13 protein-coding genes are annotated in these 12976 nt (G+C 69.1%); 9 read left to right on the top strand and 4 right to left on the bottom strand.

Annotation, left to right across the window (positions count from 1 at the left end; genetic code table 11):
- Window positions 1-22: 22 nt before the first annotated feature.
- Entirely contained in the window at window positions 23-1303 is a 1281-nt protein-coding gene (locus C2868_RS16370) for an acyl-CoA dehydrogenase family protein (protein WP_100809936.1), read from the bottom strand.
- Between the two features lie 211 nt (window positions 1304-1514).
- Here C2868_RS16370 and C2868_RS16365 point away from each other — a divergent pair, with 211 nt between their 5' ends.
- Entirely contained in the window at window positions 1515-2039 is a 525-nt protein-coding gene (locus tag C2868_RS16365; RefSeq protein WP_100809935.1) for a flavin reductase family protein, read from the top strand.
- Window positions 2040-2067: 28 nt separating this feature from the next.
- On the opposite strand, the gene C2868_RS16360 is transcribed toward C2868_RS16365, so the two are convergent.
- From C2868_RS16360 to C2868_RS16350, 3 genes are all read right to left on the bottom strand, one after another.
- Window positions 2068-2814: a dihydrofolate reductase family protein gene (locus tag C2868_RS16360; RefSeq protein WP_100809934.1), complete on the bottom strand. Its 747-nt coding sequence runs from the start codon at window positions 2812-2814 to the stop codon at window positions 2068-2070.
- 43 nt (window positions 2815-2857) lie between these two features.
- Window positions 2858-3835 carry a dihydropteroate synthase gene (folP, locus tag C2868_RS16355; RefSeq protein WP_100809933.1) on the bottom strand — a complete coding sequence of 326 codons (978 nt, stop codon included), beginning with the start codon at window positions 3833-3835 and terminating at the stop codon, window positions 2858-2860.
- Window positions 3836-3901: 66 nt separating this feature from the next.
- Complete coding sequence (locus C2868_RS16350) at window positions 3902-5551, bottom strand: thiamine pyrophosphate-binding protein (protein ID WP_198519493.1); 1650 nt, start codon at window positions 5549-5551, stop codon at window positions 3902-3904.
- Window positions 5552-5638: 87 nt separating this feature from the next.
- Here C2868_RS16350 and C2868_RS16345 point away from each other — a divergent pair, with 87 nt between their 5' ends.
- The 8 genes from C2868_RS16345 (at window position 5639) to C2868_RS16310 (ending at window position 12974) form a co-directional block, all read left to right on the top strand.
- Window positions 5639-6568, top strand: a complete 930-nt coding sequence (locus tag C2868_RS16345; RefSeq protein WP_181003494.1) for a LysR family transcriptional regulator — start codon at window positions 5639-5641, stop codon at window positions 6566-6568.
- 57 nt (window positions 6569-6625) lie between these two features.
- A complete protein-coding gene (locus C2868_RS16340; protein WP_100809930.1) occupies window positions 6626-7210 on the top strand; it encodes a nitroreductase family protein in 585 nt (194 codons plus the stop codon).
- 57 nt (window positions 7211-7267) lie between these two features.
- Window positions 7268-7900, top strand: a complete 633-nt coding sequence (locus tag C2868_RS16335) for a helix-turn-helix domain-containing protein (protein ID WP_198519492.1) — start codon at window positions 7268-7270, stop codon at window positions 7898-7900.
- A 96-nt stretch (window positions 7901-7996) separates the two neighbouring features.
- Window positions 7997-8734: an ABC transporter ATP-binding protein gene (locus tag C2868_RS16330; RefSeq protein WP_100809929.1), complete on the top strand. Its 738-nt coding sequence runs from the start codon at window positions 7997-7999 to the stop codon at window positions 8732-8734.
- Complete coding sequence (locus C2868_RS16325) at window positions 8731-9519, top strand: ABC transporter permease (protein WP_100809928.1); 789 nt, start codon at window positions 8731-8733, stop codon at window positions 9517-9519. Before C2868_RS16330 ends, C2868_RS16325 begins: the two co-directional genes overlap by 4 nt.
- A 46-nt stretch (window positions 9520-9565) precedes the next feature.
- Entirely contained in the window at window positions 9566-10714 is a 1149-nt protein-coding gene (locus tag C2868_RS16320; RefSeq protein WP_103663562.1) for a hypothetical protein, read from the top strand.
- A gap of 177 nt (window positions 10715-10891) precedes the next feature.
- Window positions 10892-12040 (top strand): mandelate racemase/muconate lactonizing enzyme family protein, encoded by a 1149-nt coding sequence (locus C2868_RS16315; RefSeq protein WP_100809926.1) that lies wholly within the window; start codon window positions 10892-10894, stop codon window positions 12038-12040.
- A 19-nt stretch (window positions 12041-12059) separates the two neighbouring features.
- Window positions 12060-12974, top strand: a complete 915-nt coding sequence (locus C2868_RS16310) for an NAD(P)-dependent oxidoreductase (RefSeq protein WP_100809925.1) — start codon at window positions 12060-12062, stop codon at window positions 12972-12974.
- Window positions 12975-12976 lie beyond the last annotated feature (2 nt).

Below are 12976 nucleotides of genomic sequence, written 5' to 3'. Positions count from 1 at the left end.
AGACCCCCACGGACGTCTCCCGTCACGCTCGGTCCTGCGCCCCTTCCGCCTTCTTCCGATCGTGCTGAGGGTGCGGGCCCGGCACGTAGCCGATCTCGCGGATCTCGATCTCCGGCCCCGTGGGGCTGTCCTTCGACATGATGTACTGCCCGATCCGGTCATATGACGACTCGGCCATCAGGGCGTGGTTGGCCGCCGTGAACATGTCGCGGTGGATCCGTTCGATGCGACGACCACGGAACACCGCGGGTGCGCCGGCCTGCTGGAAGATCAGGTCCACCGCCGCGCGCGAGGTGTGGACGGCGTTGATGACCGCACCGTGCAGAAGGACACGCAGTTCATAGTCGATCGGCCACTGCTTCTCGGCGTTCTCGTACGCCTGACCCACCAGGTCCCATAGGTGCGCGCGCGCCGCCCGCACCATCGTGTCGGCCTTGCCGAGCGCGTACTGATGCATCGCCTCCTTGCCCAGACGCGCCTGGCGGTACGAACCGCGCTTCGCCGACACGTGGACGAGATTCACGAACTCCTCGATCGCCCCCTTCGCGAGCCCGAGGGCGTGCGCGCCGTGGGCCATGACATTGAACCAATAGCGGAACAGCGCACGATCGTACTTGCGCTCCCAGATGCCGGCCTCGTTGACCATCTCCGAGGGCACGAAGAGATCCTTGACCTCGAAGTCGCCACTCCCCGAGCCGCGCAGGCCATGGCCGTCCCAGGTGTCGTAGAGCGTCACTTCCGAGGCGGGGAACATCGCGACGATGAACCATGGCAGTCCGTCATGCGGGTGCGTGACGGGCTCGTCGTGCTCGTCGTAGAGCACCGAACGCCCCGAGAGCCAGGTGGCCTCGGGGGACCCGCTGCTGAAGGGCCACCGTCCGCTGATGCGGTAGCCACCCGGCACCCGCACTGCCTTGCCCGCAGCGCGGCCGACGTTCGAGGCCGTGATCCACTTGTCCTGCTCGAGGAGGTCGTGCATGACGCCCTCCTCGACGAAGGTCTGTCCGGAGTGCAGCATGCAGAGCCATCCGACCGAGCCGTTGACCCGCGAGATCTCCTCCACGGCATCGAGCCACTCGAGCGGGTGGGCCTCGATCCCACCCAGTTCATAAGGCAGGAACGCGCGGTAGATCCCGTTCTCGTACATAGCATCGGTGATCTCCTGCGGGACGCGACGCTCGTTCTCGATGACCTCCTCGGCGGCCAGAAGCATCGGCTCCATCGCGCGCGCGGCCTCGAGCAATGTGGGTCGATCGACGCCGGGTACCGGCGGGGCCTGCGGTGTATCGACGGTGATACTCATCGTTCGGTCCTCCCTGACCCGTGACGGGAATCCATCAGGGGTATTTTTATGACACGTACTGAACTTTCTTCGTACTTTCGGCCAGTGTTCCCCACCGAGCGCAACGTCGTCAAGGTTCCGTGCAGCGTATTTTTAAAGTACTGCTTGTTTACTCATTAGTACTTCTCGTATCGTGATGATCGTTCGCCAGAACTGAGAAGAGGTCTCGAAGATGAGCACTGCAACTCCGTCCCCGGTCGTCCGCCCCCTCGCGGCGATCGACACCCACCAGGACTCCCGCGGCTTTCGCGACGCGTTGGGTCGCTATCCCACCGGTGTCGCGCTCGTCGCCGCAGCGACGCCGGACGGCCCGGTCGGAATGGCCGTGAACTCGTTCACTTCCGTGTCGTTGTCGCCACCGCTGATCTCGTTCTGTGCGATGCTCACGAGCGCGTCATGGGCGGGCATCCGTCCCGGCCGACGGTTCGCCGTCTCGGTCCTTCGGCTCCACCACGAGGACGTCGCACGCCGCTTCTCGCAACGCGGAATCGACCGGTTCGCGGAATCGTCCTGGCTGACGAGCCCCTCGGGGCACCCGATCCTCGAGGACTGCCTCAGCTGGTTCGATGCCACGATCGAGACCGTGGCGGATGCCGGTGACCACGAACTCGTCATCGCCCGCGTGAACGCATGCTCACAGCCCAGTGAGGGCGAGCCCCTCGTGTTCTACAGCGGCCGGTACGCCAACCTGGCCTGACGCCGGGGCCGAATCCGCGGCGGCGCGGTCAGCGTGTCCGCGTGTACCTCAGATGCAGGTCTCCCGCGTCTCCCCGTAGAACGTGCTCCAGCGACATCCCACGCTCCGCGGGCGAACCGACAGCGATGCGCGGCCCCTGCCCCGCGACGAGCTGCGCGGCCAGCGTCAGGCACAGTTCGTCCAGCCCGTCCGCGGCGACGAGCGCACCGAGCAAGCTCGGGCCACCCTCGCACAGCACATCCCGATAGCCCGCGCGCTCGAGCCACGCACGCAACTCCGCCACGTCCACGTCCCGCTCGCCGCACGCCACCACCGTCGCGTACGGGGCCAGCGAGCGCGCCGCGTCGGCGGGAGCGTCGCGCGTCGTGATGACGACCGGCCGCACCGGCGACGCGTCAAGGGTCGCGGGATCGATGTCGAGGCTTCGCGACACGATCAGGAAGTCCGGATGCTCTGCCCGTCCGTGCGCGCCACGCCAGTCGCTCTGGGCTTGGTCGACCAGCGCCCCGGCATACCCCTCGGCGCGCACGGTGCCTGCCGCGACGAGCACGGCATCGGTCAGCCTGCGCAGGACGCCGAAGACCTCGCGATCCGATGCTGAAGACAGCGATCCGCTCAGCCCGTCGGGTCCGACCGCCGAGCCGTCGAGCGTCGAGACGAAATTCACGCGCACCCACGGCTGCGTGCGCTCCTGGGTGTCGGGCCGCGCATAGAGGCTCGCCAGGCCGTCGACGTCGAGCTCCGCACCCGCACCGCTCGCGAGTCGGATCGTCATATCGGGCACCTCCGTCCGTGCGAGCGCGCCCGCCCGGGTCTCATCAGTTCTGCCCGTTGTTGTGCCAGACGCGCAGCGGCTCCCGTGTTCCGAGAATGGCCTCGGTCATCCGGAGCGCGTCGACCGTCGCCCGAACATCGTGGGCGCGCACGAGGCGCGCTCCGGCCAGCACACACGAGACCGCGGCGGCGATGGAGCCCACCAAGCGGTCACCGCGTTCGCGCCCGAGCGTCTCGCCGACGAAGTCCTTGTTGGACAGCGCGACGAGCGTGGGATAGCCCAGCGCGACGACCTCGGGCAGGCGCCGGATCAGTTCGAGCGAGTGCATCGTGTTCTTGTTCAGGTCATGGCCGGGATCGACGACGATGCGGTCTTGACGGATACCCGCGGCGAGCGCCGTCTCGGTCAGTCCACTCAGCCGCGTGCACACGGCCGTCACGACGTCGTCGTAGTGCGGTCGGGGCGGCTCGGATCTGGGCGGGCCGAGACTGTGGGTCAGAACGACCGCCGCGCCGGTGCGCGCCACGACCCCGGGCATGTCCGGGTCCCAGAATCCGCTCGTGTCGTTGATGACCGAAGCGCCCGCCGCGATCGCCGCGTCGGCGACGACAGCTCGGGTGGTGTCGACCGATATGACCACGTCGGACGCCGCTGCCACGGCCTCGACGGTCGTGACGACGCGATCGAGCTCCTCTGCGACCGAAACGTCCGGGCCGCGCCCGAAAGGCACTCCCCCGATGTCGACCCAGTCGGCCCCGTCCGCGACCGCGCGCAGCGACGATTCCACGGCACGCTCGAGCGCGAAGTCCGCTCCTCGATCGTGGAACGAGTCGGGTGTACGGTTCACGATCGCCATGACGGCGACGCGGCGGGCGAAGTCGAAGTCGTGCCCCCCGATGCGCCGCACGCTGTCGTCGCGCAGGGGGATCGCCGGGTCGAGCCGTAGGAGTGGGTCACGTTCGGTCGTCGCAGGGATGCGGGCGGTTTCGACGATGTCTGTCCCCTCTCGGTAGCGAGTCATGCCTTGCCGACACGGGATCGGGGCGCACCGGACCAGGTTCCCACGGACGGGATGCCCTCGGCGGGCTCAGTGGTGCGGAGCATCGTCCTCCATGAGGGGCGTCGGGTAACCGGCGATCTTGGCGTCGATCACGAGCGGGCGATCTCGTGGCCCCGCCAGCCAGTCCTCGACGCCGCCGAGATCGCCGAGGCTCCGCACCGTGATCGCCTCGCATCCGAATCCGCGGGCGATGGCCGCGACATCCGTTTCCGGAAAGCGGACGACTCCGTGGCGATCCTGCTGCCCCGGGAACAGGTGCACCTCCGCGCCGTACGCGTCGTCGTTGTAGACGACGATCACCATGCCGAGACCCAGGCGCACGGCCGTGTCGAGCTCGACCAGGCTCATCATGAACGAGCCGTCGCCGGTGCCGAGGATCGGCAGGCGCTGCGGCTGGGCGACGCCCGCGCCGATCGCGCTCGCCAGCCCGAGGCCGATCGATTGGAAGCCGAGCGGGACGACGTAGCCCTTCTCATCCGGCACCCGGAGGAAGGCACCCGCGAAGAAGTTGACGTTTCCGCCGTCCGGCACGACGACACGCTCGAGGGGCAGCATCGCGTCGAGGACGTTCGTCAGCGCCTTCGCGCCGACCAGTCCGTCGTCGTCGGGCTCGTCGACGGGCTGATCCACCCAGTTGCGGGCGCCGCGGACCCGTTCGGCGACCTCGGGGGTGCGATATCCGGCGCGCGCGTCGCCGCGTGAGGCGAGTTCGGCCGTGACCGCCGAGGCGACCTGCGCGGTGTCTCCGAGGATGGCGAGCGACACGGGGCGGTGCAGCCCGAAGGCCTCGCGCCTGTCGTCGACCTGGATGACCACGGGCTGCGCCGCAAGCGTGCCGCGGTGCGTCGTCCATCCGTTCAGCGCCACCCCGAACCCGACGAGCAGGTCGGCCTCGCGGATGAGTTCTGCCGCTCCGGGCGTCGAGAAGCCGCCCATGACGTCGAGGGCCCATTCGTCGCCGACGAAGAGGCCTCGCCCGGCGGCGGACGTCGCCAGCAGGGCGCCGCTGTGCTCCGCGAGCGCGCGCAGCTCGGCCGAGGCGTGTCGGGCTCCGCGACCCCCGACGATCACCGGTCGCTCGGCGCTCGCGAGGGCGTCGGCGAGCCGGGCGATGCTCTCGTCCGAAGCACCCGCGGGAAGGACCTCGCCGCGCGGCGGCACGGTGACCTCGCCCTGCCAGGGCCGAGCCTGCAGATCGATGGGGAGGGAGAGGACGACGGTGACACGGTCACGCATCGCGCGGTCGTAGGCGGCGACGGCGTCGGCGACCGCGGTCTCGGCGGTGTGGATCCGCATCGCGACGGCTCCGAGCGCCTCGACGGCGCGGTCCTGATCGATCGCGAAGTTGGTGGACACGTCGCCGAGCGCTGTGTCTCCCGTCACGACGAGGATCGGGGTGTGGCACTTGGCCGCCTCGGCGATCCCCGTCATCGCGTTGGTGAGCCCGCACCCCTGGTGCACGCTCACGACCGCGAGCTCCCCGGTCAGGCGTGTGTAGGCGTCCGCCATGCAGGCCGCGCCCATCTCGTGCCGGGCGGCGACGAAGCGCGCCCCGCCCTCGATCATCGCGTTCGTGGCGACGAAGTTCCCGCTGCCGACGACGCCGAATATCTGCGCGACCCCAAGTTCACGTAGAGCCTGGCCCACGGCGTCGCCCACCGTCACCGTTCTACCCATACAGGCGCTCCCTTGCGCTCGATCCCTACCGCTTCACCGTAGGCACGCGGTGGAACATGAGTCCAATGCATTATGTTGATAGTCGACATGACGATGACGAATGATCTGGGTTCGGGCCGAGGGATGGACCTCAACCAGCTCCAGACCTTCGTGACCATCTACCGGCACCGCAGCATCACCGCGGCGGCGCAGGCGCTCAACCTCTCGCAGCCCGCCGTGAGTCACGCACTGAATCGTCTGCGGCGGCGTTTCGCCGATCCCCTGTTCGTCCGGAGCGGTTCGGGAGTCCGGCCGACCACCGTCGCGACCGCGCTGTTCGACGCGATCGCGCAGCCGTTGCAGCAGATCGCCCGGGAACTGGCCGGCGCCGTCGATTTCACCCCGGCGACGTCGACGCAGCGCTTTCGGATCGCCCTCACCGATCTCGGCGAGACCACGCTGCTGCCCGCCATCGTGCGCCTCTTCGCGATCGAAGCGCCCGGCGCCCGGCTCGACGTGCTGCCCCTGGACACCGAGAGGATCGGCGCCGCCCTGGCCGAGGGCGCGGTCGATGCGGCCGTGGCGAGCACGCACGTGCGCGGCGCGGGCCGTCACGAGACGCTCTTCACCGACCGATACGGATGCCTCGCCCCCGCGTCGCTCGCGGCGCCGGGCGGCCGCATCGAGGAAGAGGCGTTCCGTTCCATGCCGTGGGCGGCGGTCGCCGCCAACACCGGTCACACGATGATGGCCCGGGCGGCCGAGGCTGCGGGTATGGCGATCGCGCCGCGCGTCACCGTGCGGAGCTTCTCGGCGTTACCCACACTCGTGGCGGACCAGGGATTCCTTGCCGCCGTACCGTCGGATGCCTTCGCGCACACTCCCCCGCCGGCGGGCACGCAGGTGCTCGATCCCCCCTACCCGGCGCCGACCGCCGACGTCATGCTGCTCTCGGCGCGTCCGCAGACCCTGGGTCCCGCGCAGCGGTGGTTCCTCGACATCGTCCGCCGGGCCACGCGCCCCGTCCCGCCGGAATAGGGACGGCGCCGGGGCGGTTGGGCGAGGGGAACCGCCCGTTCGACCCTGAGGAGCCTCATGACCATCGCGCACGCGAACCCCGCCCAGACCGAAGCACCGATCCTCGATGTGCTGGCGGAGCGCTGGAGCACCCGCGTCTTCGACGCCGAGGCACCGCTGGACGAGGCTGCGATCCAGAGCGCGCTGGAAGCGGCCCGCTGGACTCCCTCGGCGAACAACACCCAGCCGTGGCGCTTCATCGTGGCGCGACGCGGCACGGCCGAGTTCCAGGCGGTGCACGACGCGCTGCGCGGTTTCAACCAGTCGTGGACCACCGCGGCATCCCTGCTCGTGGTCTTCGTCGCCGAGACCGAGACCGCCGATGGCACGCCGCTGCGCATGGCCGCGTACGACCTCGGCCAGGCGGCGGCGCACTTCACGGTCCAGGCGCACGCGAGCGGATTGCACACCCATCAGATGGGCGGGTTCGACGCCGACGCGATCTCGGCGAAGTTCTCACTGGAGTCGCGGTTCGCTCCCCTGACCGTGATGGCCGTGGGTGCCTTGGGCGACATCGCCGAGGCCACGGAGGAGCTCCGCGAGCGCGAACTCGCGCCGCGCACGCGTCACGCGGTCAAGGATCTGGTGCTCGCGGGCGTCTAGCGGTGCAGCGCCGGACCCGAACGGGACACGACCGGATCTGCCCTTAGGGTGTGAGGCATGGCAGCGACCCCCGGCGACGACACCGACGCGCGCATGACGCTCGAGCTCGGCCGCCGGATCAGCGTCCTGCGCAAGGAGCGCGGCCTGACACTCGTGGCGCTCGCCGCGCGAACCGATCTCTCACAGCCCTTCCTGAGCCAGATCGAGCGGGGACGCGCCCGCCCCAGCATGCCCTCCCTGCACCGTCTGGCATCCGCGCTCGGAACCACGACGCCCGCGCTCCTGTCGGGCGGCGAGCACGGCAACGGATCGGCGGCCGAGATCGACGAGGACGCCGTGAGCCTCGTGCGCGTCGACCAGGGATCGATGGTCACCCAGTCCAACGGCCAGGCGAAGTCGCTCGTCGTCGGCGAGCGCGCCATGTATCCCCTCGAGTTCGTGACCAGCGTCACCGAGTTCGAGGACTATTACCAGCACCCCGGCGCGGAGTTCATCTATGTCATATCGGGCCACCTCGAGGTCGACCTCGCCGAGAAGGGCATCCATCGCATCGGCCCCGGCGACACCCTGTACTTCGCGGGGAACGTGCGCCACCGCTGGCGCGTCGTAGGGCTCTGGCCCGCCCGCCTCCTGGTCACGCAGGCGGGGACGAACACCTCGAGCGAGAATATTGTCAGCGAGCATATATGACACTCGACCGACCTTCATCACACGGCAATTGAGCTGAAATCACCCCGAAACATCCCGAGACAATATTGATCTTGTCAATATTTCTCAGGAGGATCGATGGCCGGCGCACAGCTTGTCTTCTCGGACGTCGCGATGCGGTTCCCGAACGGAACCGTCGCGCTGGACGACGTCAACCTGTCGATCCGGCCCGGCGAATTCGTCGCCCTCCTCGGACCGTCCGGGTGCGGCAAGTCCACCCTCCTGCGGTTGGCGTCGGGGCTGGACGTGGCGACGTCCGGACACACCGAGACCGACACCGATCGCATCGGCTATGTCTTCCAGGACGCGACGCTGCTGCCCTGGCTGAACGTCGAACGCAACGTGGCGCTGTTCGGCGAGCTCGATCACCTGCCCCAGGCAGGAGTATCGCGGCGCGTGGAGCACGCCCTCGACCTGGTCGGGCTCACGAGGTTCGCCAAGCACCTACCCCACCAGCTCTCCGGCGGCATGCGCATGCGCGCCTCGCTCGCCCGTTCACTCGTCAACAACCCTGCTCTGTTCCTCTTCGACGAGCCCTTCGGTGCGCTCGATGAATTCACGCGCGAGAAGCTGAACGACGACGTGCGCGCCCTCTGGCGCGATGAGGGGTTCACGGGTGTGTTCGTGACGCACTCGATCGCCGAGGCCGTGTACATGGCGACGAGGGTGATCGTGATGGGAGCCGCGCCCGGCCGCATCATCGGCGAGTACGCCGTTCCCTTCGGCGACGAACGAGACGAGCACACCCGCTACTCCCCCGAGTTCGCCGAGCTGTCGGCCGAGATCTCCGATCTGCTGAAGGCGGCGATGGTATGAGTCGCGTGTCCGTCAAGTCCGTCCTGCTGCCCGTCGCGTTCGCGACCGCGGTGCTGGCGCTCTGGTACGTCACCAGCGCGTTCCTCTTGTCGCCGTCGAAGCGGTTCATCCTGCCGATGCCACACGAGATCCTCGTCGTGGCTTTCCTCGACCCGGCCAACCTGAGCGATCTGCTGCGTCAGCTGGGCACGACGGCGGTCGTCGCGATGACCGGCCTCGCGATCGCTGCGGCGATCGGCATCATCACGGCGATCCTGATGAGCCAGGCGAAGTGGGTCGAGACGACGCTCTACCCCTACGCCGTCGCGCTGCAGAGCGTGCCGATCCTCGCGCTCGTGCCGCTGATCGCCTTCGCGCTGGGATACGGATTCGGCAGCCGCATCCTCGTCGTGATCCTGATCGCGCTCTTCCCGATCGTCACGAACACCCTCTTCGGGCTCCACTCGGCGAACGCGCAGATGAAGGACCTGTTCCGGCTCAAGCGGGCAAGCCGATGGACGATGATGTGGCGTCTGCAGTTCCCCGCCGCACTCCCCGCCCTCTTCACGGGGCTGCGCATCTCGGCCGGGATGGCCGTCGTCGGTGCGATCGTGGCCGATTTCTTCTTCCGCCAGGGCAACTCCGGCATCGGTCTCGCCATCGACACCTACCGCAACCGCCTCGACGGCGAGATGCTCTACGGCGCCATCCTGCTGGCGTCGCTGTTCGGCCTCGTCGTCTTCTGGCTCTTCGGCCTTCTCTCGCGCCTCGTCGTCGGCTCGTGGTACCAGCCCGACACGCGCTGATCCGGTCCTGCTCCACCCACACCACCCGAAATCACCTGGAGATCACATGAACCGCACCCGTTTTCTCGTGTCCACCGTCGGAATCGGGGCCGCCCTCACGGTCGCCCTCGCCGGCTGCAGCAGCCCCGAGCCCACGGCGCAGGACGCCGAAGCCGCCGGCGGCGAGGGCGCGCTCGGCGCGTGCCCCGCGACGGTCGTGCTGCAGACGAACTGGTTCCCCGAGCCCGAGCACTCCGCCGCGTACGCGCTGATCGACCCCGCCGAAGCGACGACCGATCCCGATGCCGGCATCTACTCGGGTCCGGCCATCGCCGACCCGAACATCACCATCGAGGTGCGCTCGGGAGGACCCTTCATCGGGTTCCAGCAGTCGACGGCCCTGCTGTACTCGGACGACTCGATCATGCTCGCGATGATCGACACCGACGAGTCGGTCAAGCTGTCCGCCGACCAGCCCACGAAGGCGGTGTACACGCCGCTGCAGATCAACCCGCAGATCCTGCTGTGGGACCCCGAGCGCTACTCGTTCGGTGAGATCTCCGACATCGCCGAGAGCGACGCGACGGTGCTCTACTTCCAGGGCGCGACCTACATGGACTACCTCATCGCCCAGGGCGACGTGCGCGCCGATCAGGTGGACGGATCGTTCGACGGCTCGGTCACGCGCCTCGTCGCCGACGAGCCGGTCGTCATGCAGGGCTACATCACGCAGGAGCCCTACCGCCCGAAGGTCGACTTCCCCGACTACGGTCGCGACGTCGATTCCTTCCTCATCGCCGACTCGGGGTACGACATCTACCCGGCCGCGTGGTCGGGCAAGCCCGAGGTCGTCGAGGCGCAGTCCGAGTGCCTCGCGCAGCTCGTCCCCGCCATGCAGCAGGCGCAGATCGACTACATGAACGACCCCGAGCCGGTCAACCAGGCGATCGCAGACTACCTCGTCGAGATCGACCAGTTCTTCCAGGTGACGCCCGAGCTGGGTGCCGAGATCCACCGGGTCATGAAGAACGAGGGCATCGTCGCGGATGGCACGGACGGCGTGTTCGGCTCGTTCGACGCCGAGCGGATGGATCGGATGACCGCACTCCTGGCCGACATCTACGCCGAGTCGGGCGTCGAGATCGCCGAGGGACTCACGGCGGAGGACATCTACACGAACGAATTCCTCGACCCGAGCATCAGCTACGCGGGTTGACGGTGTGGCGGGTGGCGTCCGTTCGGCGCCACCCGCCCGCACCGCCCACCGGCACCACCCACCGGCACCGCCCACCGGCATCGCGGCGAACGGCCGCATCCACCGAAGACCCCACGAACCCGACAGACACCAAGCCCCACCGAGCGCCCGCCCCGCGCGATCGAAAGCAGCAACCTCATGACCACCTCCACCATGACCTCCACGACGACCGCGACGATCGCCTCGATAATTCCCTATCCGCTGCGCCTGCCCACCGACTACGCCGAGATGACGCTGTTCCTCGTGCGCGTCGAGACGAGCGACGGGGTCGTCGGCTGGGGCGAGAGCTGCGACAGCTTCGGCATCTCGTACCCGACGGTGCTCGCGCGTTTCGTCGAGGATGTCTGGGGCCCGGTCGCGGTCGATGCCACCTGCACGGCGGCCCTCGCGGCGCTCGACGCCAAGCGCCGCGCGGTCGCCCGCACGCTCGGCTTCAGCCACTCCGCCGCGCAGTCGCTCGGCGCGGTCGACATCGCGATCCGCGACGCCCAGGCCCGCAGCGCGGGCGTCTCGCTCTCACCGGTCGAGGGACGTGCGAGCGCTCGCCTGCGCGTCTACGCCGGCAACAGCCACTTCCTCGAGTCGCGCGACGCGGCCGGGCATGTCGAGCTGCTCACGCCGCTGCTCGAGCGCGGCGTCTCGATGGTGAAGATGCGCATCGGCCCCGACTGGCGCTCCGCGATGCGCGTGCTGTCGGACCTGCGCACCACCCTCCCCGACATCGATCTCATGGTCGACGGCAGCGAGCTGTTCTCGGTCGCCGAGTCGATCGAGATGGCAGCGCGCCTGGCCGACCTCCGCATCAGCTGGTTCGAAGAGCCCGTGTCGGCGGCCCGGCTCCCCGCGATCGCCCGCATCGCCGCGGCATCGCCGGTGCCCGTGGCGTACGGCGAGCACATCTTCAGCACCGAGCACATGCTCGACACGATGGATGGCGCGGCCATCTCGGTCGTGCAACCCGACGCATCCATCTGCGGCGGAATCGCCGAGGCCGATCTGATGGCGCGCACGGCCCTCGGCCGCGGGGCGCGCGTCGTCATGCACACGCACGGCAGCCCCGTGACGTTCGCCGCCAACGCGCTCGTCGCCTCGGCGATCCCCGGCATCGACCTGATCGAGTACCCGTTCCACCTCTCGCCGATGCTCGAGCGCGTCGCGCCCGACTCCGGGTTCGGGGTCGCGTCGATCGTGGACGGGACGGTCGCGGTGCCGTCCGGCCCCGGGCTCGGGATCGACGTCGACGTCGACGTGATCGAGGCGGGACGCCGGGCGTTCCTCGACGCCTGACTACCGTGGAATCGTGAACATGTCCTTTCCTCAGCGCGTGCTCGTGACCGGATCCCGCGGCAAGGTCGGCCGTCACGTCGTCGCCGCCCTCGTGGCGGCCGGGTTCGACGTGCGGGCGACCGACATCGCCCGGCCCGTGTACGACGCCGACGAAACGAACGTCGCCGCCTACGTGCAGGCCGACCTCACGAACGCCGGTGACGCTTTCGCGGTCGTGCGCGACGTGGACGCGGTCGTGCACACGGCCGGCATCCCCGAGCCGACGAAGAACGTGGCGCACACCGTTTTCGCCACGAACACGCAGTCGACGTTCAACGTGATCGAAGCGATGGAGGCCCGCGGCATCCGGCGCCTGATCAACCTGTCGAGCGACTCGGTGTCGGGCATGACGTGGGCGCATCGGCCGTTCCTCGGGTCGTTCTGCCCGATCGATGAGTCGCATCCCGATCTCGCGCACGACGCGTACGGGATGTCCAAGCGCGTCACCGAGCTGCTGTGCGACGCCTTCGTGGCCCGTGCGGGTGGCGGCGGCGGCGCGAGCGCCGTGTCGATCCGCCCGACATGGGTGTTGACGCCCGAGACGTATGCGGCGAACCTGCGGCCGTTCTTCGACGACCCCGATCTGCCGAGCGCCGTGTTCTGGGCGTACATCGATGTGCGGGATCTCGCCGACCTCGTCGTCGCGTGCCTGCGCACCCCGACCCCGGGGCACGAGGTCGTGTACGCCGCGGCGGCCGACAACATCGGCGGGCGCGACCTGCTCGCGAGCGTCGCCCGCGTGCACCCCGAGGTCGAGCTGCGCCCGGTACCGCGCGTGGATGCGAGCGGCATCGACTCGTCGAAGGCCGCGCGCCTGTTCGGCTGGACGGCGTCGCGTTCGTGGCGCGATCACCTCGCCCCGGACGGCACTCCCCTTTCCCCCTCCGCGCCCTGAGG

It is taken from the genome of Microbacterium sp. CJ77 (assembly GCF_002911615.1).
GTDB lineage: Bacteria > Actinomycetota > Actinomycetes > Actinomycetales > Microbacteriaceae > Microbacterium.
Note: the sequence above shows the minus strand (reverse complement) of the source record. Positions and strands in the feature narration are given on the sequence as shown.

Bases quoted from the DNA above. Each gene is read 5' to 3' on its own strand.
- C2868_RS16370 (WP_100809936.1), bottom strand. From the start codon at position 1,303: ATGAGTATCACCGTCGATACACCGCAGGCCCCGCCGGTACCCGGCGTC.
- C2868_RS16365 (WP_100809935.1), top strand. From the start codon at position 1,515: ATGAGCACTGCAACTCCGTCCCCGGTCGTCCGCCCCCTCGCGGCGATC.
- C2868_RS16360 (WP_100809934.1), bottom strand. From the start codon at position 2,814: ATGACGATCCGACTCGCGAGCGGTGCGGGTGCGGAGCTCGACGTCGAC.
- folP (WP_100809933.1), bottom strand. From the start codon at position 3,835: ATGACTCGCTACCGAGAGGGGACAGACATCGTCGAAACCGCCCGCATC.
- C2868_RS16350 (WP_198519493.1), bottom strand. From the start codon at position 5,551: ATGGGTAGAACGGTGACGGTGGGCGACGCCGTGGGCCAGGCTCTACGT.
- C2868_RS16345 (WP_181003494.1), top strand. From the start codon at position 5,639: ATGACGATGACGAATGATCTGGGTTCGGGCCGAGGGATGGACCTCAAC.
- C2868_RS16340 (WP_100809930.1), top strand. From the start codon at position 6,626: ATGACCATCGCGCACGCGAACCCCGCCCAGACCGAAGCACCGATCCTC.
- C2868_RS16335 (WP_198519492.1), top strand. From the start codon at position 7,268: ATGGCAGCGACCCCCGGCGACGACACCGACGCGCGCATGACGCTCGAG.
- C2868_RS16330 (WP_100809929.1), top strand. From the start codon at position 7,997: ATGGCCGGCGCACAGCTTGTCTTCTCGGACGTCGCGATGCGGTTCCCG.
- C2868_RS16325 (WP_100809928.1), top strand. From the start codon at position 8,731: ATGAGTCGCGTGTCCGTCAAGTCCGTCCTGCTGCCCGTCGCGTTCGCG.
- C2868_RS16320 (WP_103663562.1), top strand. From the start codon at position 9,566: ATGAACCGCACCCGTTTTCTCGTGTCCACCGTCGGAATCGGGGCCGCC.
- C2868_RS16315 (WP_100809926.1), top strand. From the start codon at position 10,892: ATGACCACCTCCACCATGACCTCCACGACGACCGCGACGATCGCCTCG.
- C2868_RS16310 (WP_100809925.1), top strand. From the start codon at position 12,060: ATGTCCTTTCCTCAGCGCGTGCTCGTGACCGGATCCCGCGGCAAGGTC.